Origin of the sequence: Kordia antarctica, from assembly GCF_009901525.1 — a bacterium.
Taxonomy (GTDB): Bacteria; Bacteroidota; Bacteroidia; order Flavobacteriales; family Flavobacteriaceae; genus Kordia; species Kordia antarctica.
The window spans coordinates 2633953-2657558 of sequence record NZ_CP019288.1 but is presented as its reverse complement, the minus strand read 5'-3'; the positions used below and the strand labels follow the sequence as shown (position 1 = coordinate 2657558).

General features: G+C 33.6%; 21 protein-coding genes. 18 read left to right on the top strand and 3 right to left on the bottom strand.

The features are described from left to right. Window positions 1-74 precede the first annotated feature (74 nt). On the top strand, window positions 75-611 hold the full coding sequence (locus IMCC3317_RS10890) for a mechanosensitive ion channel domain-containing protein (protein WP_160129533.1): 537 nt from the start codon (window positions 75-77) through the stop codon (window positions 609-611). 65 nt (window positions 612-676) lie between these two features. Next, entirely contained in the window at window positions 677-1765 is a 1089-nt protein-coding gene (corA, locus tag IMCC3317_RS10885; RefSeq protein ID WP_160129532.1) for a magnesium/cobalt transporter CorA, read from the top strand. 174 nt (window positions 1766-1939) lie between these two features. On the opposite strand, the gene IMCC3317_RS10880 is transcribed toward corA, so the two are convergent. After that, on the bottom strand, window positions 1940-2410 hold the full coding sequence (locus tag IMCC3317_RS10880) for a DUF1572 domain-containing protein (protein WP_160129531.1): 471 nt from the start codon (window positions 2408-2410) through the stop codon (window positions 1940-1942). Window positions 2411-2714: 304 nt separating this feature from the next. Here IMCC3317_RS10880 and IMCC3317_RS10875 point away from each other — a divergent pair, with 304 nt between their 5' ends. From IMCC3317_RS10875 to IMCC3317_RS10840, 8 genes are all read left to right on the top strand, one after another. Then, the gene (locus tag IMCC3317_RS10875; RefSeq protein ID WP_160129530.1) at window positions 2715-3329 is read left to right on the top strand and encodes a TIGR04282 family arsenosugar biosynthesis glycosyltransferase; all 615 of its coding nucleotides are present in this window, start codon (window positions 2715-2717) and stop codon (window positions 3327-3329) included. Window positions 3330-3375: 46 nt separating this feature from the next. Next, window positions 3376-6597 (top strand): SusC/RagA family TonB-linked outer membrane protein, encoded by a 3222-nt coding sequence (locus tag IMCC3317_RS10870; protein WP_160129529.1) that lies wholly within the window; start codon window positions 3376-3378, stop codon window positions 6595-6597. A 12-nt stretch (window positions 6598-6609) separates the two neighbouring features. After that, complete coding sequence (locus IMCC3317_RS10865; RefSeq protein WP_160129528.1) at window positions 6610-8040, top strand: SusD/RagB family nutrient-binding outer membrane lipoprotein; 1431 nt, start codon at window positions 6610-6612, stop codon at window positions 8038-8040. 397 nt (window positions 8041-8437) lie between these two features. Continuing rightward, the gene (locus tag IMCC3317_RS10860) at window positions 8438-9382 is read left to right on the top strand and encodes a methyltransferase domain-containing protein (RefSeq protein WP_160129527.1); all 945 of its coding nucleotides are present in this window, start codon (window positions 8438-8440) and stop codon (window positions 9380-9382) included. 1 nt (window position 9383) lies between these two features. Then, the gene (locus IMCC3317_RS10855; RefSeq protein ID WP_160129526.1) at window positions 9384-10724 is read left to right on the top strand and encodes a sodium:solute symporter family transporter; all 1341 of its coding nucleotides are present in this window, start codon (window positions 9384-9386) and stop codon (window positions 10722-10724) included. Further along, window positions 10709-11530 (top strand): metallophosphoesterase family protein, encoded by an 822-nt coding sequence (locus IMCC3317_RS10850; RefSeq protein ID WP_160129525.1) that lies wholly within the window; start codon window positions 10709-10711, stop codon window positions 11528-11530. Before IMCC3317_RS10855 ends, IMCC3317_RS10850 begins: the two co-directional genes overlap by 16 nt. 158 nt (window positions 11531-11688) lie before the next feature. Continuing rightward, on the top strand, window positions 11689-12678 hold the full coding sequence (locus IMCC3317_RS10845) for a hypothetical protein (RefSeq protein ID WP_160129524.1): 990 nt from the start codon (window positions 11689-11691) through the stop codon (window positions 12676-12678). Beyond that, window positions 12629-12958 carry a hypothetical protein gene (locus IMCC3317_RS10840; RefSeq protein ID WP_160129523.1) on the top strand — a complete coding sequence of 110 codons (330 nt, stop codon included), beginning with the start codon at window positions 12629-12631 and terminating at the stop codon, window positions 12956-12958. The genes IMCC3317_RS10845 and IMCC3317_RS10840 overlap by 50 nt, the downstream gene beginning before the upstream one ends. Window positions 12959-13233: 275 nt before the next feature. Here IMCC3317_RS10840 and IMCC3317_RS10835 read toward each other — a convergent pair whose 3' ends face one another. Further along, window positions 13234-13785, bottom strand: coding sequence for a hypothetical protein (locus IMCC3317_RS10835; RefSeq protein WP_160129522.1), 552 nt, complete (start codon window positions 13783-13785; stop codon window positions 13234-13236). A gap of 10 nt (window positions 13786-13795) precedes the next feature. Next, on the bottom strand, window positions 13796-14152 hold the full coding sequence (locus tag IMCC3317_RS10830) for a hypothetical protein (RefSeq protein ID WP_160129521.1): 357 nt from the start codon (window positions 14150-14152) through the stop codon (window positions 13796-13798). 144 nt (window positions 14153-14296) lie between these two features. Here IMCC3317_RS10830 and IMCC3317_RS10825 point away from each other — a divergent pair, with 144 nt between their 5' ends. The 8 genes from IMCC3317_RS10825 (at window position 14297) to IMCC3317_RS10790 (ending at window position 23425) form a co-directional block, all read left to right on the top strand. Next, window positions 14297-14929: a tetratricopeptide repeat protein gene (locus IMCC3317_RS10825; RefSeq protein WP_160129520.1), complete on the top strand. Its 633-nt coding sequence runs from the start codon at window positions 14297-14299 to the stop codon at window positions 14927-14929. Window positions 14930-15047: 118 nt separating this feature from the next. Continuing rightward, a complete protein-coding gene (locus tag IMCC3317_RS10820; RefSeq protein ID WP_160129519.1) occupies window positions 15048-15746 on the top strand; it encodes a hypothetical protein in 699 nt (232 codons plus the stop codon). A 10-nt stretch (window positions 15747-15756) separates the two neighbouring features. Further along, on the top strand, window positions 15757-17874 hold the full coding sequence (locus IMCC3317_RS10815) for an MORN repeat-containing protein (RefSeq protein WP_160129518.1): 2118 nt from the start codon (window positions 15757-15759) through the stop codon (window positions 17872-17874). Window positions 17875-17950: 76 nt separating this feature from the next. Continuing rightward, entirely contained in the window at window positions 17951-18571 is a 621-nt protein-coding gene (locus tag IMCC3317_RS10810; protein WP_160129517.1) for a hypothetical protein, read from the top strand. A 108-nt stretch (window positions 18572-18679) separates the two neighbouring features. Next, entirely contained in the window at window positions 18680-19369 is a 690-nt protein-coding gene (locus IMCC3317_RS10805) for a DUF6498-containing protein (protein WP_160129516.1), read from the top strand. Window positions 19370-19383: 14 nt separating this feature from the next. Next, entirely contained in the window at window positions 19384-20493 is a 1110-nt protein-coding gene (locus IMCC3317_RS10800; protein WP_160129515.1) for a hypothetical protein, read from the top strand. Window positions 20494-20783: 290 nt separating this feature from the next. After that, on the top strand, window positions 20784-22625 hold the full coding sequence (locus IMCC3317_RS10795; RefSeq protein WP_160129514.1) for a tetratricopeptide repeat-containing sensor histidine kinase: 1842 nt from the start codon (window positions 20784-20786) through the stop codon (window positions 22623-22625). 149 nt (window positions 22626-22774) lie between these two features. After that, a complete protein-coding gene (locus IMCC3317_RS10790; protein ID WP_160129513.1) occupies window positions 22775-23425 on the top strand; it encodes a response regulator transcription factor in 651 nt (216 codons plus the stop codon). Window positions 23426-23606 lie beyond the last annotated feature (181 nt).

Sequence of the window (23606 nt, the reverse complement as noted above, 5' to 3'; positions counted from 1 at the left end):
TTAATTCAAAGTGTTTTTAAAGAATTTTTGATAATACTATATCGAACTCACGTTAACTCATAAAATAAGCTATTATGATCGTTCCTAAAGATGAATTACTACATACGTTATTGTTGATCGTAATTATGATTGTTACAAGCTTTATCATAAAAAAAGCAATTCGTAAATTTAGTTTTGTACGAGCGATAGAAGTAAACAGGCGGAAAGTAATTTTCAATATCTGTTACTTTGTCATTTATCTCATATCTGGATTCTTTCTAGCCTTAATTTGGGGCGTAAAATTTGAAGATTTCGCCATATTCATCTCATCTGTTTTGGCGGTTTTAGGTGTCGGATTCTTTGCGCAATGGTCTATACTTTCAAATATTACGGCGAGCTTTATTCTGTTTTTCTATCATCCAATCCGAATAGGAAATCGCATTAAAATCATTGATAAAGATTACGAATGGACAGGTTCTGTAAAGAATATTACAGCGTTTTACTTTTTTATTGAAACTGATGAAGGTCAACACATTTCAATTCCTAACGCATTAGTTATGCAAAAAGCAATTGAAATTCTAGCAAAAGAAGAACCTATAGAAAAAGAAGAAAAAGAGTTGTTCGAAGAATAATAACGTAAAATTAAATCATAATATATTACGTACATTTAAACATTCCGAACAAAAAATAAGACACCTTGAATATATCATCTAAAAAAGAAAAAAGAAGGAAAAAAGAAAACGCTTCGAGAAGTTTGGGAAGAGCTCCAGGCGAATTGGTGTATTTAGGTGATAAGGAAAATCTAGAAACGATACTAGAAGTTCATGAATATACAAGTGAAGAATACAATACGCACCAAACCAATCAAATACAGAATATATTAAATGTCAAAGGCAACAATCGTGTAACGTGGATTAATGTCAATGGACTCAACAATGCGCAGGATATTACGAAAATTGGCAGGTACTTCAAACTACATCCATTAATCTTAGAAGACATTGTAAACACGAATCAGCGTCCTAAAATTGACGAATATGAAAACTACATATTTGTTGTGTTAAAAATGTTGTATCACAACAAAGAAAACGAGTTGCTTACGGAACATATTTCTATCATTATTGGACACGATTACGTATTAACGTTTCAGGAAACAGAAGAAGATATCTTTGACCCGATTCGCAGACGATTCAAAAATCAAAAAAGCAGACTTCGAAGTTCTAGTGCCGATTATTTAGCATTTTCACTCATGGATGCAATCATTGATAACTACTCCGTTGTCATTGAAATGTTTGGTGCAAAAGTAGAACAAACCGAAGATGAATTATTCCTAGAAAATTCGCGAGAAGGAATTTCTAGAGACATTCAATACTTAAAACAAGACTTATTACGCTTGCGCAGAAACGTCTTTCCATCACGAGAAGTTATCAGTAGATTAGTGAAATCTCAATCTGAATTAATTACCATAAAAACATACAACTATCTAAAAGATTTACAAGATCATATTCTGCAAATCAACGATAACATTGATCTTTACAGAGAAATGGTTTGGGGATTAATGGACATGCACATGACAACCATGAGTAACAAAATGAACGGAATCATGAAAGTGTTAACGATCATTTCTACGATTTTCATTCCACTAACGTTCATTGTTGGTGTCTACGGAATGAACTTTGAGCACATGCCCGAATTACATTCTGAAAACGGCTACTTTGTTTTATGGGGAATTATGATTGCGTTGTTTTTAGCACTTTTAATTTTCTTCCGTAGAAAAAAATGGTTGTAGGGAAATGATTGAAAAATTTAATAATTAAAAGATTAAAAAACGTCGTTTCGAGTAATTTTCGGAATGAAATGAAGAAAATTGTATCGAGAAACAGTTTATTTCTAACAATCTAACAATCTAACAATCTAACAAAGATCGAGCAAAGCGAGATAAACAATCTAAAGGTTAAAAAATTCAAAATTCAAAATTTAACATTTTTTTCAACAACGATATTTGCCCAATATGATAATGTGTATGCTCAATAATTCCGTGAATATTTCGGTAATAATTTCCATACTTCTTATCTGTAAAATCTTTGTCAAAACAATCATCGGGTAACAGTTCTACAAAATCAGCAAACGCTTCAGCATCTTTCCAAACTTGAGCTAAAAATGCTTGCCATTCGGCTTCGGAATTTAACTGCGGATGATCAAAACTCAATTCATCTTTTGCGTTCAATGCTTCTCCTTGAAACACTTTCAAAACTGCCGCAACGTAATAATTCGCATGAAAAACCAAGGTAAGAATCGTGTTCAAATCTTGCACTTTCGTGGTGGCTTGTTCAAAAGTCACGCCTTCCATAATTTCTTTAAAACTCGAGCCAGTCCAATTTTCTCCAAAATGAACTTCTTTAAAATGTTTCGCTATCTGTGATGCTAATTTCATAAACTTAAAAATTACACCTAAAAATACTATAAAATGTGATGTGCTTTACATTAAATATTTTAAAACCGTTTGTCATACATATTCGTATATATTAAATAGTGATAAAAATAGAAAATTCAATTTCAAATGGAAGTGCAATTAAAATCAATAGTCAATAACAGAAACTAAACTGTAAGGTTTCAACAAATTCGGTAACTAAACTTTAATACTACAAAACCATCTAAAAAAATAAACCCTGAAACCAACAAACTCCACTGCGATTCTAATCTTTGCAAACTCTTCTCATAAGGAAGCGGAGCAAAAAATGATACCTAATGGAGAAAAATTGTTTTCATACTTCAACGCGCAAATCCTTGAAAAAGTTCAAAAAACTGGATTACCGTATTTTATCTATTCTGAAAAAGAACAACACGGAACAACATTTGGCGCACGATTTACCAATGCAATTGCAGCCGTATTTGCAAAAGGATTTACACAACTAATTTCTGTCGGAAACGATACACCTTCGTTAGAAGCAACCGATATTCTAAAAACGCATCACGACTTACAACAAAACAAAGTTGTCATTGGCCCAGCAACAGATGGAGGAATCTATCTCTTAGGAATTAGTAAAGAACATTTCAACGCTACAACTTTTCAAGAACTTCCGTGGCAAACACGACACCTGCGAACAGCATTTCAGCAATCGTTACTGCAAGAAGGATTACAAATAAAACTCCAACGAACGTTAAAAGATGTTGACGCACAACAAGATGTTAGTTGGTTTTACAAACGATTGCAATACGTTTCGGAAACGTTCAAAAATATACTATTAAACATAATTCAAAAAATACAGTCAGTCAACTCATTTCTGACTTTTGACATAGCAACTTTCTACACAAAATCGCTCTTCAACAAAGGTTCGCCTTCACTTTCATAAAAGCTGTAAAAAACGAATCTTTCATACTTTTACAATACCTCAATTAATGAAGCAACTTCTATTGGGATTGACATTTTTTATAATGTCTTTTGGTTATGCCCAACAAAAAATTACAGGAACGGTTACGTCTAAAAGTGATGGAACAACGATTCCTTTTGTCAATGTTCTTATCAAAAATACCTTGCAAGGAACGACAACTGATATTGATGGAAACTATTCCATAACATCACGAAACAACAATGATATTTTTATCTTTTCTGCATTAGGATATACAACGCAAGAAGTTTCTGTGAATAATCAAGCGATCATAAACATTGTCTTGGAAGAAGGAACAACTGCGTTAAACGAAATTGTCATTACAGCATTAAATCGAAAACGAGAAACCAAAGAATTAGGATATGCAATACAAAGCCTCGAAGGTGAAGGAATTGCGGAAGTAAAATCGGTTAACTTTTTAGACAATCTTTCTGGAAAATTGGCAGGAGTTACCATTACGCAAGGTGGCGCAACTGGTGTTGGTTCATCCTCAAAAATTGTAATTCGTGGCGAACAATCGTTCACAAACAACAATCCACTTTTCATTGTTGACGGAACGCCAATCAACAACAACACGGTTTTCAATGTAACAAATGAAGCTGCGGCAGGATTTCAAGAAGTCGATTTCGGAAACGGCGCAATGGAAGTAAATCCAGATGATATTGCTTCGGTTTCTGTGTTAAAAGGACCAAGTGCGGCAGCATTATATGGAACGCGCGCTTCCAATGGAGTAATTATTATCAACACAAAAGATGGCTCCAAAAGTAAAGGTTTGGGCGTAAGTATCAATTCCAGTTTATACATTGACAGTGCGTTTCAATTGCCAAAATTTCAAAACGAATACGGACAAGGAAACTCTGGACAATTTGAATATGTCGATGGACTTGGAGGCGGAATCAACGACAACATAACCTATAGTTGGGGACCGCGATTGGATCAAGGAACGCTAATTCCGCAATTTGACAGTCCTGTAACATTAGCTGACGGAACCATAGTTCGTGGCGGAGATACTTCGTTGTACAACGGATTGCCAATTACGCCGACGGCATTTGTCTCGAATCCTGATAACCTAAAAAATTTCTACCAAACAGGCGTAACGACGATTAACAATGTGGCGGTTTCTTCTGGTTTTGACAAAGGGAATTATCGGGTATCATTTACTGATTTACGAAGCGAATCTATCATTCCAGGTGTAAACTTAGATCGCCAAACAGTTGCGGCGCGCTTAGGGTTTTCTCCCACAGAAAAAACAAAAATTACAACGAACATTAATTACGTTTATAGTAGTAGCGACAATCGTCCTTCCAACGGATATGGTTCTGAAAATGTAAACTATTCATTAGTCGCTTGGGGACCGAGATCGTTGAATATTGACAACTTACGTAACTATTGGCAACCAGGTTTAGAAGGCATTCAGCAATATGCGTTTAACTATACATTCTTTGACAATCCGTACTTTATTTTAGAAGAAAATAGAAATAGTTTTGAGCGAGATCGTGTATTTGGAAACATTGCATTGCGACAAGAATTGACGAAAAACTTACGTCTGATGATTCGTACAGGATTGGATTATTCAAGCGAAAAAAGACGTTTCTTGCGGAACTTTAGTACCAATCGTTTCCGAAATGGAGCATACGCAGAACACGATGTTACGTATCGTGAAATCAACACAGATTTCTTAGTAAATTACACAAATAAAGCTGGCGATTTCAATTTTGATGTTTCCCTTGGCGGGAATCGACTCAGCCAGAAAGCAAGTACGTCACAATCACAAACCACGCAATTGGCACAACCTGGAATTTTTAGTTTGAACAATGCAGCTTCTCCGATAGAAAGTTTTGGTTTTACCACAGAAAAAAGAATCAACAGTTTTTACGGATTATTTAAAGTTGGCTACAAAGATTTTTTATATGTTGATATTACAGGAAGAAACGATTGGTCAAGTGCATTAGCAACACCATTTTCGGCAGAAAACACTTCATTTTTCTATCCGTCAATATCAAGTAGTTTCATTTTGAGTAATGTAGTAGAATTGCCAAAAGTAATCTCGTTTGCAAAACTAAGAGCAAGTGTCGCACAAGTTGGAAATGACACAAATCCGTTTCAAACTTCTGGAACATTCATATCGCAAACTGCAGTAAACTCGCAACCAACATTCTCGAATCAAGATTTTATTCCAAATCCAAATCTAAAACCAGAACGCACAACTTCATACGAATTTGGAGCAGATTTTAGATTCTTCAAAGACAGATTAAATCTAGATGTGACCTATTACAATGCGCTAACGAAAGATCAAATCTTATCCATTCCAATTCCTATAAGTTCAGGTTATACGCAACAAGTTATCAATGGTGGAGAAGTTAGATCAAAAGGTGTCGAAATTGTGTTAAGTGCAATTCCAATCAAAAATGAAAACTTTGAGTGGAATAGTATCGTAAACTTTAGCACAAATCGTGCAACGGTAGCATCGTTACCACAACAAGACGGACGAATTACGTTGGCATATTCAAGAGTTTACAACAATCCAGATCAAACGGTTTGGTTTCAAGTTGAAGAAGGCGGACGTATTGGAGATTTCTACGGAACAGGCTATTTACGAAATGAAAACGGCGATTTTGTATTAACGCCAGAAGGACGATTTATTGCAGACAACAACTTAAAAAAATTAGGAAATTCGAATCCAGATTTTATCATTGGTTTCAGCAATCAATTCAGGTATAAAAACTGGGATTTAAGTTTCTTACTTGATTGGCGACAAGGTGGCGAATTGGTTTCAAGAACACTTTCATTAGCAGCAGTTGGTGGACAATTAGAAGAAACAAGTTTTCGACCAGAAGCAGGAATTGTAGCTGATGGAGTTATCAATACAGGAACGACAGACAATCCAATATATGTGCAAAACACAACGGCAATTTCGGCAGAAAGTTACTATCGTCAATTCTATGACAGAAACCATGAGGAAAATAATGTGTATGACGCTTCGTATTTAAAAATGCGCGAGTTTTCGATTGGTTATTCGTTCAAAATCAAAGAAAATTCTATTGGATTCTTAAAAAGTGATGCAGACATTAAAGTTTCCCTTTTGGGAAGAAATCTATTCGCAATCAGCGAAATTCCACATTTTGATCCAGAACAATTAGCGGTTCAAGGACAAGGAATTGTTAGTGGTGTGGAAGATTTATCATATGCAACCACACGTAGTTTTGGACTCAAATTGAATGTTAATTTTTAATCATCAAACACAATGAAAAAATATATAATCCTAACAATAGTTGCATTCACAATTTTTAGTTGTACGCAAGATTTTGAAGAAATTAACACAAATCCAAATGCACCAGTTGATGTGCAACCAAGTTTATTATTACGCCAAGTAATTTATAATTACGGAGAAGAAATGTCGTATGAAGGTTTTGTAGCAGGAAACTTATTAGCGCAACATTTAACAGCGTTAGATTTCAATTTATTTGATCGTCACGCGTTGAATTCTCCACAATTAGGAGGAAATCCTTGGGGAATTTTTTACACGAATTTAAGAGACAACGAAATCATTTTAAACAAATCCCGTTCAGCAGAAACATTTGCGGTTTATGAAGGTCCAGCGTTAATTTTTAAAGCGTATATGACAATGGCGTTGACGGATTTATTTGGCGATGTTCCATACAGCGAAGCATTTCAAGGAACGAACGGAATTGTAAATCCGAAATATGATTTACAAGAAGAGATCTATCTCGCGCAAGACGGAATTTTAGACAATTTAGAGCAAGGAATTTTGGCAATTCAAAACTATTCGGGAAGCATTTCGTTAGAAGGCGATATTTTATATAATGGCGATTTAACAAATTGGATTCGTTTTGCAAATTCACTTCGCATCAAAGCACTCATTAGAATTTCAGACAAAGAAAATGTGTCGAGCAGCTTGCAAGCAATTGTTGCAGATGGAAATTACATTACTACAAACGCACAAAATGCAGTTTTTAACTTTACAGATGGCGAACCAAATAATTTCAGAATGGCACGTTTGCGAGCTGGAGATTTCAACAATTTCGTCATGTCGGAAACGATTGAAAATGTATTGACAGACTTAAATGATCCGAGAATCAACGTATTATTTCGTCCGTTTGGAAACACAACAGGAAACGAATATAATGGTTTAATTAACGGAATTGATGCGTCTCAAACTACAATTTCTTTGGCTAATTATTCCTTGGCGGGAATGTTCTTTCGGGAAAACACAGCCAATTTAGATGCAAACTATATGACTTCTTGGGAAACAAACTTACTTTTGGCGGAAGCGGCAACGAAAGGTTTCATCACAGAAGATGCGCAAACATTCTATGAAAACGGCGTAACGCAAGCATTTGAATATTGGCAAACCGAATTGCCAGTAAATTATTTAACGACAACTGCAGCTTTTGATACTGCAAACGCGCTAGAGCAAATCATTACACAAAAGTGGATTGCAAACACGATAAACGGTTATGAAGGTTGGATAGAATACAGACGAACAGGATTTCCAAATTTACCGGCAGTTTCGGCAAGTCTCAACAATGAATTGATTCCTGTGCGAATGCCATATCCTGCGGAAGAAGCGACTTTAAATACTATAAATTACAACCAAGCTGCGCAAGCAACTAACGGAAATAGTATTAATGTTCGTGTTTGGTGGAATGAATAACTACAAAACGTCATTACGAGGAAGTATGACGAAGTAATCTGTTTCTTGATAAGCAGATTGCCGCAAATTTTTTCAAAATTTTCGCAATGACGTTTCAGAATTTTAAATTATGAATGTTGAATTTTAAATTAAAAAGTGTTTCTTTTGAACAACGAATTGATTTAAGTTAAAAGTCATTTGTTAGGAGTGAAACAAATCAACAAAAAGAAGAACAACCGAATTGACTTAAGTTAAAAGTGAAAAGTTAAAAGTGAAAAGTCATTAGTTAGGAGTGAAAATCAACAAATCAACAAAAAGACGAACAACCGAATTGACTTAAGTTAAAAGTTATCAGTTAAAAGTCATTAGTTAGGAGTGAAACAAATTAACGAATCAACAAAAGAACAAACAACAACCAATGAACTGGAAACTAAAAGCAAGCCTACAAAAGCTACTGCATTTTACGAAGATTGGCGATACCCTCAATCACATTCCGGCTACGCTGAAAAAAGACTATCACAAAAATGTGTGTCTCTATCAAGCGTATGAATGTTTGCGGAAGTTTGAGGAAATTGAAATTGAAACTGAATCCCGAAACCCAAAAAAAGCCTTAGAAATCGGAACAGGATATTCGCTAATTTCGTCTGTGATTTTACACTTGTTAGGGTTTGATAAAGTTGTTACGGTTGATATTTCCAAAGATGTTTCTATCAAAACGTTTCGGAAGCAAATTCAGCACATTGATTCTGGTGATTTTCTAGAGCGAATCGCATTGCAAAGTACATTCAGCTTGACTGAAATTAAAGAGAAAGTACAGCAATTACAATCGTTTCAAACACTTGAAGAAGTTTTTGATTTTTGCAACATTGTCTACATTCCGAACTATACATTAAGTGATATTGAGAAAGAAAGTACTTCGTTTGATTATATCTGTTCGCAAGTTGTTTTTGAACATATTTCGCCAGTATTTTTAGTGCAATTATTTGCGAAAATGAAAAGTTGGCTACCAGAAAATGGCGTTGCGGTTCACACGATTAATTTTATAGATCATTTTGCAAATCCTGGGTTTTTTCAAGATAAAAACATTTCGGAATTCAACTTTTTAAAATACTCAGACGAAACTTGGAAGTATTGGGCAGGAAACGATATTGCGTATACAAATAGATTATCATATGTGTATTATTTAGAATTGTGTGAAACGAATAATTTAACCGTAATCGACTTTAAAGGAGAGAATTATAGAATACATAATCCGTTGTCTGTAAGTGAAATACATTCAGATATCATCAAGAAATATAAAAAACTTCAAAACGTGGAAGATTTGTGTAAATATCAACGTGGAACCTTAATTTTCAAGCATTAATATGGAAAGCGTCGCAATTTGGCAATGGACATTAATTATAGTAACGAGTTTACTATTTTTTTGGTTTTCACCATTGGCTAAAACTGCAAATCAGTTTTTCAAAGCGACGCAAAACAAGCGTCAACCTTCCGCTTGGATGTTAACGGGAAGCTTGATTGTTTCATGGATTTTCGCCAAAAGTATTACCAACGCAGCAAATTTAGGCGCAAGTTTTGGTTTGGTTGGTGGCGTTGCGTATGCGGCGTATTATGTGTCGTTTGCCGTTGCCGGAATTGTGATTTATCAATTGCGAACTAAAGGTGGATTTACGAGTATTCATCACTTCTTAAAAACCAAATTTGGTCATGCAGCGATTCTGTTATTTTCTGTCTTAATTGGCATCAGATTGTTCAACGAAGTTTGGTCAAATACAATGGTTATTGGTTCGTATTTTGGCGTTGCTGGAAGCACTTCGTATTATATGTCAATCATCGTTTTTACAGGATTAACGTTGGCGTATGCGCTCAAAGGCGGATTGAGTAGTAGCATTTTTACGGATGTCATTCAAATGGTATTATTCAGCATTTTATTATGTGTGATTTTGTGGAATATATTTTCGGTGGAAGATTTCTCCGTAAAAGAAGTTACTTCGTCGGGCGATTGGACTTTTGCCCTTGGCGGGAATTTACTTTTGGCGGCAGTTTTGCAATCGTTTAGTTACCCGTTTCACGATCCTGTGTTGACAGATCGCGGGTTTATAAGTTCTCCAAAATCGACTTTAAAAAGCTTTTTATGGGCTTCGGTTTTGGGCGCAATTTGCATTGTATTATTTAGCATTGTCGGAATCTTTGCGCAACAACAAGGTTTGCAAGGAAATGACGCGGCAGTTATGGTGAGTAAATCGTTTGGAGTTATCTTATTATTAGTGATTAATTTCATTATGATAACTTCGGCAGCTTCCACTTTAGATTCTACTTTTTCATCTTCGGCGAAACTTTTTGCAATCGATTTGAAACTTGGAGAAAACATTCGTTTCGGAAGAATCGTCATGATTTTAGTCGCAGTTTTAGGAACCATTCCTGTGTTTTTGAATGCAGAAATATTATCGGCAACAACCATTAGCGGAACAATGGTCATCGGATTAACACCTGTGTTTTTATTCTGGAAACAGAAAGCGACCAAAGTAAGTTACTTTTTGTCTGTCGGTTGCGGATTGTTCTTCGGATTTTTGTTAGTATTTGATGTATTTCCTGAAGTATTTATCTTTACCACAGGAAAATATGCAAGTTTACTTTGGGTAAATATTTGGGGAATTTTAAGTTGTTGTGTACTTTACATGCTACCAATATGGATAAAAAAATAAATAACATTAAACAGCTTTCTGGGAAAGTGCTGCTTTTTGGCGGCGTGTATAGCAATTTACAGGCGTTAGAAGCATTAATTGCTGTCGCGAAACGTGAACATATTTCACCAGAAAACTGTATTTGTACTGGCGATATTGTTGGATATTGTGGTCAGCCAGAAGAAACGGTGCAACTTTTTAAAACGTGGAAAGCCAAATCGATTGTTGGAAATGTAGAAGAACAACTCGCAAGCGGTTCTGTTGATTGCGGTTGCGATTTTACGCAAGGTTCACGCTGTGATAATTTTTCTAAAGAATGGTATCCGTTGGCGCAATCCAAATTATCCAAATCATCAATTGCGTTTATACAAACCTTGCCAGATTATATTAAGTTTCAATATGCAAACAAATATGTTTGTGTAGTGCATGGAAGTTATGAGTATATTTCTGAATTCGTTTTTAAATCAACCAATTGGTCTTTGAAACAGACTTCTTTTGACAATTCAGAAAGTGATGTAATTATTGCAGGACATTGCGGATTGCCTTTTTTAGATGAAAAAAATAACCAGCTTTGGATAAATCCTGGCGTTATCGGAATGCCAGCAAATGACGGTTTACAAACTGTTTGGTATGCAATTTTAGATGATTCAGATGGTTTTAGCGTGAAACATTATAGATTAGCATACAATCATGAAAAAGCGATAGAAATCATGCTTGCAAACGGTTTTCCAGCTTCATATGCAAAAACGCTTCAAACAGGTTTGTGGGATAATATGGAGATTCTTCCCGAAAGGGAAAAAGGGGAATGTGGGAAGGATATTTTGTAATGTAATCGCTATTTTTTATTAAGATTTTTCATAATTATTTTGATATTGGTTGAGATTCTTGTAGATTTAGCTATGACTAAACTTTTAGGAATACTACAAAAGGTTTGGTTGTAAGAGAAATAGCAAGAGTTCTTGTTATATCTATGATGGTGAACATTATGAGAAAAATAGCTACTTACGCATCAATTGGAAGTTTTGCATTTGTTTTTTTAAACGCATTATATTTCTTTTATAATTATTACAATCGTCTTGACGAAATTCCAGCTGATGATGATATCATTGCAAAATTTTTCCTTTTTGCAATGCTATTAAATTTTGGTTTAGTTATATATTCTATTAGTCTAACTTCAAGACACGAAAAAATAATTGCTGACAAGCAAGAATTTGTTGATAGAGAGAAAGAATTAAAAAAAATAATTGATTATTATAAACAATCTCTAAATATACACTCAACTACAAATCACAATATTAGTCATTCTCTTAGACAATTATTAAATGATTGTTATGAAGCAATTGTCAAAACTGAATTTGAAAGATATTTAGAAATTAATGCGAAGTTTTTTCAGTTCTTACAATTCTTAACAACAAATGTTAAAGAAAATTTTGATGTACTCACTAAGAATGCATGTTCTGTATACGTCTTGTTAGTAGAAGAAGACGAGCAAAATGATGATAATTATTTAGTTAACACTTTGTTTAGAGATCCTATCTCATATCCAAAAAGAGATTTAATTGATAAAGATTTTGACAATTTTTATTATGCAAATCAATTTTTCCCACTAACACAAATTTTAGACGAAGGAAATAATGTTAATCATTTCGTTTGCGATGATTGTATAACTCATAAATCTTTTTATGACAGAATTCAAGATTGGCACGATTATTACAAATCTATGCTATGTGTACCAATTAGAAAATATATTGGTATTGAAGAAGAAGATGGAGAAAGAGTTGATTATTACAGGACAATCGGGTTTTTAGTTGTAGATAATTTTGAAGGAAATCTTGATAATAAAATTGCAATTGAACAGTTAAAAGGGTACGCTGACCAACTTTACCATTTATTTATTATATTTACTCATTTAGAAAAATTATTTTATGAAACACAAAACGATAAGCTTCAGGGAACAAGCGAACAAAGTAATTGAACGAAGAACTAGTAATTCAACTGGGAAAATTTCAGATGCTTGTATGCAAGTTACTATGCCTAAATCCGCCGATCTTGACTATATAAACCCTTTAAGAGTTAAAATGACTCTGAAAGGTTTGAGTGAGATGTCTGATATTGATAAAATGGGAGTTGTTGTGGGGAAAGTTAGAACACATTCTAAATCCTTGAATAATAGAAGAAAGATGGTAAGAATAATTAGATCAGGAAATACAGTCAGCGAAAGAATAATTTTTGCTAATAATGTATATAGGAAATAAGATTAATTAGAACTATAGCTAAAAGTTTGTCTTTTTCTAAACACGAAATATTTGGCTTGCATTCAGATGAATATATTGATATATTTTTCATATGCTTGACTGAATTATTAATTGTATTTGTGATTAATAATAAAACTTAATCTACAGTAAATAATTAGATTGAAAATAAAGATTTTGTTGGAACTGCATAAGTCGCTAAACATACAACTTATAACCAATTATGAAATACTCTTAAAAATACTAGAAAAGTTTTTTCAAAGAATTTATATTACAAACTACTCAGAATCCCCAAAACAAGGCGTTTTTCTATATTCTCCATCAACAATAGTTGCGTCATGATTTATCGTAAATTTGACTACTTTATCGCCTTCTAAAGATCTGTATTTTACATAATCCCAATTTCCAGAATGTGTTAATTCGTACGTTCCGTTTTTCTTTCCGTTTAGCATTTCGTCGTAAAACTGTGTAATTGTTGGATATGCGCCATCACTTTGAAAATCTTCTTTTACATTTTCAAGTGGAATGGAATCTTCTTGACCTTCATATTTTACAAATAATGCGTTTGAAGTTGCGTTAAAAGCAATGGAAAGTTGCATCGAAGATTTGTCATCATTTGTATAACATATATAATGATGCGGAATTGATTTTTTATCAGCTTCTAGTTCTTCCAAAGAAATGTCAGCAATGGAATCTTGCAACATTGATTCCGTTTCCGTTTCAATTTCTGTGTTGGTTGTATCAAGTGTTTTCTTCTTTTCTTTTTCAGTACAATTCACAAATAAAAGTAAACTCAAAAAAGCGATGATATAGGTACTATTAGATTTCATAATATTTATTTTAAAGGATAAGTACAATAGCGATTCCGCCAACAATAGCAGCAAAAACACTTACGGCTAATACAGTTTTAATATCAATACTAAAGGTAAGGCTTTTGTCGGGGATATTTGCTTTCAATTTTTCTGAGATTTTTAATCCAACAGTTACATCAAAAACGCCCATTAAAAAACCAGCAATAATTCCAATAATGATTCCGCCATATTTTGCAGTAAAAACAGCTACTGTCGCATATATAATAATAGAACCAATCATGAGCATTGCATAATTAAAATTCAAAATTCTGGATAGCACAGCGCCAATAGCATCAAATAATGCAACGGCTGTAAAGCCTAGAATTATAATAAAAAATATCTCCAATATTGATGTTTTTTTTATTTCTTGATTTCAGATCAATGTACATCTTTTTATTGAAATGGTTTGACTCAAAAAAAATAAATACGCAATTCTTCGTATTGTTTCAAGTCAAAATAAAAGGCAACTTGTATTTCTCAATTATCAAAGATGAAAAAAATATACATATTCTTTTTACTTGCAGCGTTTTCTTTCGCGAATGCGCAAACAACAAAGACATTATTAGACAGTGCTTTAGTTAAAAAAGAACAGCTAAAGTTCTTAGAAGGCATCAAGCTGTGTGAACAAGCAATTGCGTTAGATAGTACATTGACAGAAGCCTATTTTTACAAAGCAGGATTTCATACAGCATTAATTAATAAGCGAAATGCAGGCGAAGATTATAAGAATTACAAAGTTGCTATTGCTGATTATGACAAAGTTATTGAATTGAATCCGAAACATGCGGAAGCGTTCTTTTTTCGCGGCGGCGCACATGATGCAATGGGTTTTATAGATGAAGCGTTAGCAGATTATCTGAATTCGACTGCAATTGATGAAAATCAACCAAAAGTATACAACAGTATTGGTGTTTGTTATGCGAAAAAAGGAAAGATTGATCTAGCGTTAAGCTATTTTGAAAAAGCTACAGAATTTGATCCGTTATACGGAAAAGCATATTCCAATAAAGGAAATGTATACGATATGAAACGTGATTTGAAAAACGCTTGTAAAAACTGGAAAAAGGCACTGGAATTGGGCTATACGGGAAATCAACGACGTTATGATACAAAATGTAAATAAGGTTGAAAAACCCAACAATATGTAAAAAATACGCAATTCTTCGTATTGTAATAACGCTATAAAAAGTGGAAATTTGTTACTGTTAACAACTTAATAATCAATAACTAACACTACTATAATGAAAAAAATAATCACATTACTTTCTGTAATTGCGCTTTTAGCTTCTTGCGCAAATTATGGCGAAAAGAAAATGTTCAACGGAACGGAAGTATATTATAAAGATGGAATTACGGAAGCGCAAGCGGACAAACTTGGCGAAAGTTTGGTGTCTTCAGGGTTTGCTGATGGCAACGGAAAATCGGTGCAGTTTGTAAAAGAAGGCGAGAATTACATTTTCAAAATGGTTATTAAAGAAGAATCTATAGATGACAAATCACTGGAAAGTGTATTCAATATTTTCCCAAAAGAACTTTCAGAGTACATGGGTTTTCCTGTGGATTTACACTTATGTGACGATTCGTTTAACACCTTACGCGTACATAAGCTAGAAGATGCTCAAAAAACAATTATGGCAAAAGCAACGGAAGTGCGATACACGAAAAATGTAACACTTGACGAAGCAGAAAAATTGAAAGACTTCTTAATAGAGTTTGGTTTTTCAGACAATGAAAATCGTAAAACAGTAGCGTTAGACAAAGAAGGTACTGCGTATATTTTTAAAATGGTTTTAGATAAAAGCAGAATGGAAGACAAGAATACGATTGGTTTACTAACGATGTTTAAGGACGAATTGTCTAAAAATGTATTCGACAATCAACCTGTAAGAGTTCACATGTGTGACGAATTGATGAATACAATTAGAGTTATAGAAAAATAAATAAATACCTATGAAAAATACTGTACTACTGCTGCTTTTTTGTTTTGTGTATCAATTGACGATTGCTCAAAAAACAGACATGGTAAATGCGCCACGAAATCCAATAGGTTTCAAGCATAAAAAAGAACATTTTTTTCTAAGAGGTGATGTATACGCTTCCGCTGGAAAAATATTTGACAGAGATGGAAACTTACTATACAACTACGGAACATGGTATTATTATGACGCTAGCGGGAAAATAATTGGAAACAATTATAGCGATACAATTAAATATGACGCGAACGGTAATGTGATTGAATTCCAATATAACAGCGGAAGCACAAACAATTATACGTTTAACAGTAAAAACTTGCTGTCTCATGAGAAAAACACGTATGGAGAAGATAAAACATATACGTACGATTCTCAAGATAGACTTATAAAAACGATCGTAAACCGAAAAGGTGTTTTTAATCAGCAACACGACATTATTTATAGTAAAAGCAGCGATACATTAGTCGTTTCAGTACAATATATCAATGCAGATCGTCAGCCTGGATTTAGTGGAGCATACTATTATTTAGACGGTCATTTAGTGAAAGAAAAATTAGTTTCAGCAACGTACAGTTACATAGTTGACAAAGATAGCAAAGGAAATAAAGTTGATTTTTACACAGCAAATGATCCAAATGCAAAACACTTTGAAACATACCATCGGTATTACAGTGACGCCAATAAGCCGACAAAACTTGAATATGGATATTACATTCCAGGAAGTATAAAAACTGCAAAAAAAGTTCCAGCCGCATATATCAATGGCGTACGAGCTACAGATATCACAATTAGTAAAGGTATAAAGCCAGACGAAAAAATATTGTATGATGGATTGACGCAAACGTATTATTCCATTCCGAATGTGGTAGAAGACAATCATATGTCAGAAACACGAATTACAGCGACCGATGTGCTTTCTAAAGGAACTCCACATATTAGTTATGCGTATGATGGAAAATTTATCAACTACGTAGATGGAGAGAACAAAGTGAAAGCGCGCGAATTTTGCTTTATAGGATCTCATATGGTAGATTATCGTATAGAAAAAAATACGGGAAGAACATATATAATCTACGACTACAAAAGCGCAACCGAAAAAGCAGTAAAAGAAATGAATTTGTTTACTGCAGACACAACTGCTATTATGTATTCGCGTGAATTACAAAAAGATAATTTCTTCATTGTTGTCAAAGGACAACATATTGATTACAAAAAAGCGCGATTCGAATACTTAACAAGTGGTGATCCTGTAATCTTTATTGATGACAAACCTTTATACATCTTAACAGGATTTAAAGCGGCAAAAGATGAAGAAGTACTTGAAGGAAGAAAATATAAAGGCGAATTGGACAACCAACAAGAGATTCCTGTAGTAAAAACAACGACAGAAACAGTTGTGAAAACTACTGAAAAAGCAAGTGCTGATTATGCATGCGTAAAAGGCGATTGCCAAGAAGGTTGGGGACGCGTTACCGTAAACAATATCATTACGGATGCTACTTTCAAAGATGGTGCTATCAATGGAGTTGCCTATATATCGTATCCAAATGGAGGATATTATCATGGGCAATACGTAAACAATCGACGTCATGGAGTTGGCTATTACAAATGGGAAAACGGTAATGTGTACATTGGCGGATGGAAAGATGGACTACAACACGGTTTGGGATATTCCATGGACAAAGAAAACAAAATTACGAGCGCAGGATTGTTTGAAAATGGAAAATTTATTTCAGAATCTGCTACGGATTATCTAGCTGGTAAAACGTCCGGAAACTGTATAGGAAATTGTGTAGACGGATTTGGAAAATATACATACAAGAACGGAGATATGTATTGGGGATTTTTCAAAAATAGCAACCGTTACGGAGTTGGAACGTATTTATGGAAAAACAAAAGTGTATACACAGGCGCATATATCTTAGGCGGAAAAAGAGACGGCTACGGAATTTACACCTATGTAGATCGTTCCGTGTTCAAAGGAATATACGTAGACGATCGTATTGACGGACTTGGCGTAATGAAATACAACTCATCAGGAGATATTACGCAAGGCGTTTTCAATAGCAGCGGCGCAAAAGTCAAAGATTACTAAATCACAAAAAAAAAGAATTACGATTAACGATTAACGAATGTTGATTTTTGATTTAAGAAAACCAAAAAACACACCAATGAATAAAATAAAACTCATCGCATTAATTCTAGTAGTACAATTCAACTTTGTACAATGTCAAGAAAAAGTGGAAGTAGAAACCTATGAAGTTACGCCTGAATTTGCTAAAAAATTAGACAAACCAGAGGTTCATTTCACAGTTGACATTCCGAAGCAATTAAAACTAGAAAAACCAGTAGAAGGCAAAAAAAGTTTCTCTTACGGAATGATTCAAGAAGTTGGAAAAGATAGTGTCGTTACCGAAATGTACTCTTTTGGATACATTTCTTTAGATGGAATGTCATTAGAAAAAGACGGTTTAACTTTTATGAAACAAATTCGTGACATGCTAAAAAGCGGCGGATATGAACTAGAAGAAGATAACATTGGTATCTTAGAATTTGATGGCGAAAAATACTTAGCGCTTCAAACAATTGGAACAATGAAAGAAGGGCTCAGTGACCAATTTGTGGGAAGATATTTTTTCAATGTTGTCGCTAAACCAAATCCGCATGGAAACACACATATCGTCATGTTAATGGCGGCAAGAGACGATCAAGGCATATCAACACATGAAGATTTCAAAGACAAACTAAGCACTTCTACCGTATGGAAAACGTTTAAATATTTGGAAGAATAATACCAAATGAATTACGTCAGATTGAGTGAAATTCTGAAAGAATTTTGTATCGAAATCAAGTAATTCATGTTGTAAAAAACAGTTCGTTTTATATCTTTATTGTTTTAAATGAAAGAAAAAATAAACATACACATCATTCCCAATCGTCAAAACGCATTCATTTGGTTCAACGTCCTTTTTGTGGCAACCTTATTACTCACAGGAGAAACGAATGCGTTTTCGATTGTAATGGCGTACTTTATGGAAACGCTTATCATTGGCGCGATTCACGTATTCAAAATGTTCATAATACTAAAGTATGCCAATGCAAATGGCGTTGAACGAACACAGAATAATGGTGGCGGAATGATTCTCTTTTTCATCTTTCATTACACTTTTTTTGTAGCAATTCAGTCCATGTTTGTATTTGTATTGCTCGAAATGAAAGATCCAAAAATTGATCCATTCAGCATATTTGAAAATGTGACGTATATTTTTCAAAACTATGACGGTATTTACCCAATCCTAATTTCCCTCGCTGTATTTAATATTGCAGATTTTTACCTTAATTTTTTAATGCCCAAAGCTTACGAAAAGATATCAATAGAAAAAAGTATTTTAAGTCCTTACGGGAGAATTTTCGTGCAGCAATTTGCCGTGATACTTGGATTTTTCTTCTTCATCTTTTCGTTTGCATTGGACATTATTGCGTTACTTATTGTTGGAATCAAAGCCACCGTTGACTTTTATATTGTATCAAATCCAGAGAAAAATCCGTTCAAGGGTAAAATTGACTTATCCAAAATGAAAAATCCTTAAAAAACAACGTCATTATGAAAATTAGACTATTTCTTTTATGTGTATTAAGTTCACTTTTGTTGAATGCAAACATGGCGTCTCCTGTGCAAGAAGGAACATTTGGAACGCGTCCTTTCATAAGTCAATTTGTAAACATTTTGCATGAAAATTTACGAATCACTATTGATGAAAAATTTGAGTATGCTGATTTTGAAGTAGCATATACAATCAATGCTGAAAAAAGCGGCACGCAAATTCCATTACTATTCTATGCTTCTGAATACTATGAAAACTTTGAAGTCACCATTGATGGAAAAAAAGTTGACTTAAAACGACAAGAAGATTTTTGGGATTTATATGGAATTGACAAAGAAAAACTAATCAACTTTGAATATTTATATACTAGAAATAGAGCAGAAGTTGGCGAAATCGAAAACCAATTCAAACACGGAAGAAGCGAGCATATTTCGTTGAACGATTTCTTATACTTTGAAACAGATATTTCAGAAGGTGAACACATTATAAAAGTTACATACAAAGCAACCAATTGGCGTTTTAAACACAACCGAATTAACGAAGATAGTTTTCGTTACGCATTATCGCCTGCAAAATACTGGAAATCATTTGGAACACTTAATATTACAATTGATGCAAGCAATGTAAAAGACGAAATCGCTATAAACATTGGAACACCAAAAATTGGAGAAATCAATGGAGTTTCTACGTATCATTTTAATAAATTACCTGTAGAAATTATTGAAATTACGCGAGTTCCAAAACTAAGCGGTTTTACAAAATTTCTACTAAATATTGAATCATTTTGGTTGGCAATAATTCTCATGAGTTTCATTGTTTTATATCATGTATGGAAAATGTATCGTTTCCGAAAAAAACACCCAAAAAAGAAATTCTCAGGACCAGCTTTCATTGGCGCAATTGCTATCCCAATTGTATTTATCTTTATGCTCATGTTAACCACATTTTGGATAGACACTTCCATTGGCGAACCATACGCAAGCGGACGCGAAAGTTACGGCGCATTCTTTCAATTTTTGTACTTTCCAAAATACTTGCTTTACTATGTTATCTTTTCAATTTTGGTAGATTTTCTGTTTAAAAAACTACATGCTAAGCCTAAAGAATAACGTGAAATAATTTCATTCAAATTATATTTCGAATTATTTATATTATTATGTTTCGTCTTGCGGAACTTGATTCAGCATCTCATAACAGTGATAGGAAAAGTATGTGTGATTCCGAATCAAGTTCGGAATGACGTAGCCAAATAATTTTTAAATCTTTAAATAATTTAATCTTTCAATCCAAAAAATACGCAACTCATCGTATAGGAAAATCTTCAAAAAAGCAAGAGTTTTGTTAGTGTGAAAAAACCACACAAAACGAACCAATCAAAAACTTTTCTATCTTTATAAAGATGAAACAGCACATACTCACATTTTTACTATTATTTTCGATTGCACTAATTGGGCAAAATGCAGCGGTAAATTCGGCGAAAGCCAAAAAAGAAGCCATTGTATTATTTGAAACGTACGAACAGAAAAGTGAAGAATTCCATCAAAATCACAAATACGATTCCGTGAAAGTCTATTTGGGAAAGTTAGATGCGTTATTGCCACAAATTAAAGATTCATCCTATACGTACAGAGCAGACTTAATAAGAGGTTCCGTGTTGACACGCAATACACAATCGGATAAAGCGATGAACGTGTTGCTAAAAGCTGTTGAATTTTTCAAATTGCAAGAAGATTATCCAAATTACTATCGCGGACGCTATAAAATGGGTATTTGTTATTACTATGTAAACAGGCGTGGAGAAGCGAAAAAGATGATGTTAGAAGTGCTGGAAAATACGCAATATGTTACTGAAGATTTGGCTACAAGCGCATTAGCAAATATTGCTTCAATCAACATTGAATTGGGAGCGGAACCAAAAGATACATTGTTACTTAATGATGCAATTCGAAAATTAAATAGTGCCAATTTAGTCAATAGAAAAAATAAAAACTATACCAAACTTGCGTCTAATTATAGTTTACTAGCAGAATCGTATAATCAGTTAGAGGACAAGCAAAAAGCAATTCAATTATTGGATAGTGCAATTTACTTCGCTCAAAAAAATGAAAATTTAGTAGAAGAAGGCTTTGCGTTGATTAAAAAAGCAAACTTACTCACAAAAAATAAGCAATACGTGCCAGCTAAAAAAATGTTCAATAAAGCTATTAAAATATATACTGGTGGCGAGTACAATCCGTTATTATTATACGCATACAGAGAAAAATGGAACATGTTCGTATTGAAAGAAAATTTCAAAGCGGCAACCAGTTTGGGCGACTCTATTAACAAATTGAGTATTATAAATTATAACAAGCGTTTTGCCGATGGAATTTCGGAAGCGGAAATCAAATACAAAACTGCCGAAAAAGAACGCGAAATATTTGTGAATCGTGTTGATCTTGCTGAAAAAGAATTATTGTTACAAAAACGACAATTTCAAATTTATGGTGCGCTTGGTTTGGCGTTAATATTCTGCATTTTAGGATATCTATTTTACAATCAACAAAAATTAAAGAACAGACAATTAGTTAAAGAAAACAAGCTAAAAGTTGCGCTTAGAGAAATAGAAACGCAAAACAAATTGCAAGAACAACGTTTGCGAATTTCGCGTGATTTACACGATAATATTGGTGCGCAATTATCGTTTATTATTTCATCAATTGACAACTTAAAATATGCTTCTAAAGAAACTTCAACCGAATTCAAGGACAAGTTGGCTTATATTAGTGAATTTACTTTAGCAACTATTGATCAATTGCGCGACACGATTTGGGCAATGAACAAAGATGAAATTTCCATTACTGACTTGCAAAGCAGAGTGTTGGCGTTTATTGAAAAAGCAAAAGTTGCGAAGCAAAATATAAAATTTGAATTTGATAATGGAGTAACATCGCCAATACTATTTTCGGCAATTGAAGGAATGCATTTATTCAGAGTTGTGCAAGAATCGATTAACAATTCGCTAAAATATGCTGAAGCAACATTGATAAAAGTACATTTTAACGAAGTTGACAATCAATTGATACTAAGTGTAAAAGACAACGGAATCGGTTTTGAAAAAGAAACCGTTCAACTCGGAAACGGATTGTACAATATGCAAAAACGTATGGACGAAATTAACGCGAATATTGATATTCAATCTGAGTTACAAAAAGGAACAACGATTACGGTAAAAGTACAAATGATAAATGCTAAATTTTAAATGTAAAAGTATTTTTTGAACAACAGTTAATATTTAGTTTATGTGTTTATAAGTTTAATAGTTTATGTTACTCAAATCAACAAATCAACAAAAGACAAAAGACAAAAGACAAAAAAACAAATCAACAAAAACCAACAACGAACAAAACCATGAAACTCAAAATAGCCATCGCAGAAGACAATCATTTTTTGGCAAAAGCCGTGATAGAAAAGTTATCTTTTTTTGATGATTTTGTGTTTAAATTTAAAGCGGCAAATGGTGCAGAATTGATTGGAAAATTAGAAGCGAATCATAATATTGATGTTATTTTGATGGACATTCAAATGCCAGAAATGGATGGAATTAAAGCAACAGAAATTATCAAAGAGAAACATCCGCAAATAAAAATTATTATGTTGACGGTTTTTGACGATGAAGAAAATATATTCAGAGCAATTCAAGCTGGTGCAGATGGTTATTTATTGAAAGAAATCAATGCGGAAAACATTCACAAATCAATCTTAGAAGTTGTGAACGATGGCGCACCAATGTCGCCAAGTATTGCATTGAAAGCATTGAAATTACTGAGAAATCCATTAACAATCGCAGAAGACGAATCTATTGAAAAAGTAAAACTCACCAAACGCGAAACAGATGTTTTATTACAATTAAGCAAAGGTTTGAATTATAACGAAATTGCAGAAAATCTATTTATTTCTTCAGGAACGATTCGAAAACACGTAGAAAATATCTACCGAAAATTACAAGTTCATAACAAAATGGAAGCGGTTCAGAAAGCGAAATCGCAGAAGTTGATTTGAATTAGATGTTAGTATTGAGTAATTAGTATTGAGGTTTTCTTAGATTGTTGGATCATTAGACATTTTAGATTTTCATATTTTAGTACGTTACCTTGAAGTTTTACATTGAGCTAAGTCGAAATGTGATTCAAGGTCACATAAAGTTGTGTAAAAAAAAGGTTGAAAAACATTCATGAATTCG

Bases quoted from the DNA above. Each gene is read 5' to 3' on its own strand.
- IMCC3317_RS10805 (WP_160129516.1), top strand. From the start codon at position 18,680: ATGAAAGAAAAAATAAACATACACATCATTCCCAATCGTCAAAACGCA.
- IMCC3317_RS10850 (WP_160129525.1), top strand. From the start codon at position 10,709: ATGGATAAAAAAATAAATAACATTAAACAGCTTTCTGGGAAAGTGCTG.
- IMCC3317_RS10825 (WP_160129520.1), top strand. From the start codon at position 14,297: ATGAAAAAAATATACATATTCTTTTTACTTGCAGCGTTTTCTTTCGCG.
- IMCC3317_RS10880 (WP_160129531.1), bottom strand. From the start codon at position 2,410: ATGAAATTAGCATCACAGATAGCGAAACATTTTAAAGAAGTTCATTTT.
- IMCC3317_RS10890 (WP_160129533.1), top strand. From the start codon at position 75: ATGATCGTTCCTAAAGATGAATTACTACATACGTTATTGTTGATCGTA.
- IMCC3317_RS10875 (WP_160129530.1), top strand. From the start codon at position 2,715: ATGATACCTAATGGAGAAAAATTGTTTTCATACTTCAACGCGCAAATC.
- IMCC3317_RS10800 (WP_160129515.1), top strand. From the start codon at position 19,384: ATGAAAATTAGACTATTTCTTTTATGTGTATTAAGTTCACTTTTGTTG.
- IMCC3317_RS10845 (WP_160129524.1), top strand. From the start codon at position 11,689: ATGAGAAAAATAGCTACTTACGCATCAATTGGAAGTTTTGCATTTGTT.
- IMCC3317_RS10795 (WP_160129514.1), top strand. From the start codon at position 20,784: ATGAAACAGCACATACTCACATTTTTACTATTATTTTCGATTGCACTA.
- IMCC3317_RS10815 (WP_160129518.1), top strand. From the start codon at position 15,757: ATGAAAAATACTGTACTACTGCTGCTTTTTTGTTTTGTGTATCAATTG.
- IMCC3317_RS10840 (WP_160129523.1), top strand. From the start codon at position 12,629: ATGAAACACAAAACGATAAGCTTCAGGGAACAAGCGAACAAAGTAATT.
- IMCC3317_RS10865 (WP_160129528.1), top strand. From the start codon at position 6,610: ATGAAAAAATATATAATCCTAACAATAGTTGCATTCACAATTTTTAGT.
- IMCC3317_RS10790 (WP_160129513.1), top strand. From the start codon at position 22,775: ATGAAACTCAAAATAGCCATCGCAGAAGACAATCATTTTTTGGCAAAA.
- IMCC3317_RS10855 (WP_160129526.1), top strand. From the start codon at position 9,384: ATGGAAAGCGTCGCAATTTGGCAATGGACATTAATTATAGTAACGAGT.
- IMCC3317_RS10870 (WP_160129529.1), top strand. From the start codon at position 3,376: ATGAAGCAACTTCTATTGGGATTGACATTTTTTATAATGTCTTTTGGT.
- IMCC3317_RS10820 (WP_160129519.1), top strand. From the start codon at position 15,048: ATGAAAAAAATAATCACATTACTTTCTGTAATTGCGCTTTTAGCTTCT.
- IMCC3317_RS10835 (WP_160129522.1), bottom strand. From the start codon at position 13,785: ATGAAATCTAATAGTACCTATATCATCGCTTTTTTGAGTTTACTTTTA.
- IMCC3317_RS10860 (WP_160129527.1), top strand. From the start codon at position 8,438: ATGAACTGGAAACTAAAAGCAAGCCTACAAAAGCTACTGCATTTTACG.
- IMCC3317_RS10810 (WP_160129517.1), top strand. From the start codon at position 17,951: ATGAATAAAATAAAACTCATCGCATTAATTCTAGTAGTACAATTCAAC.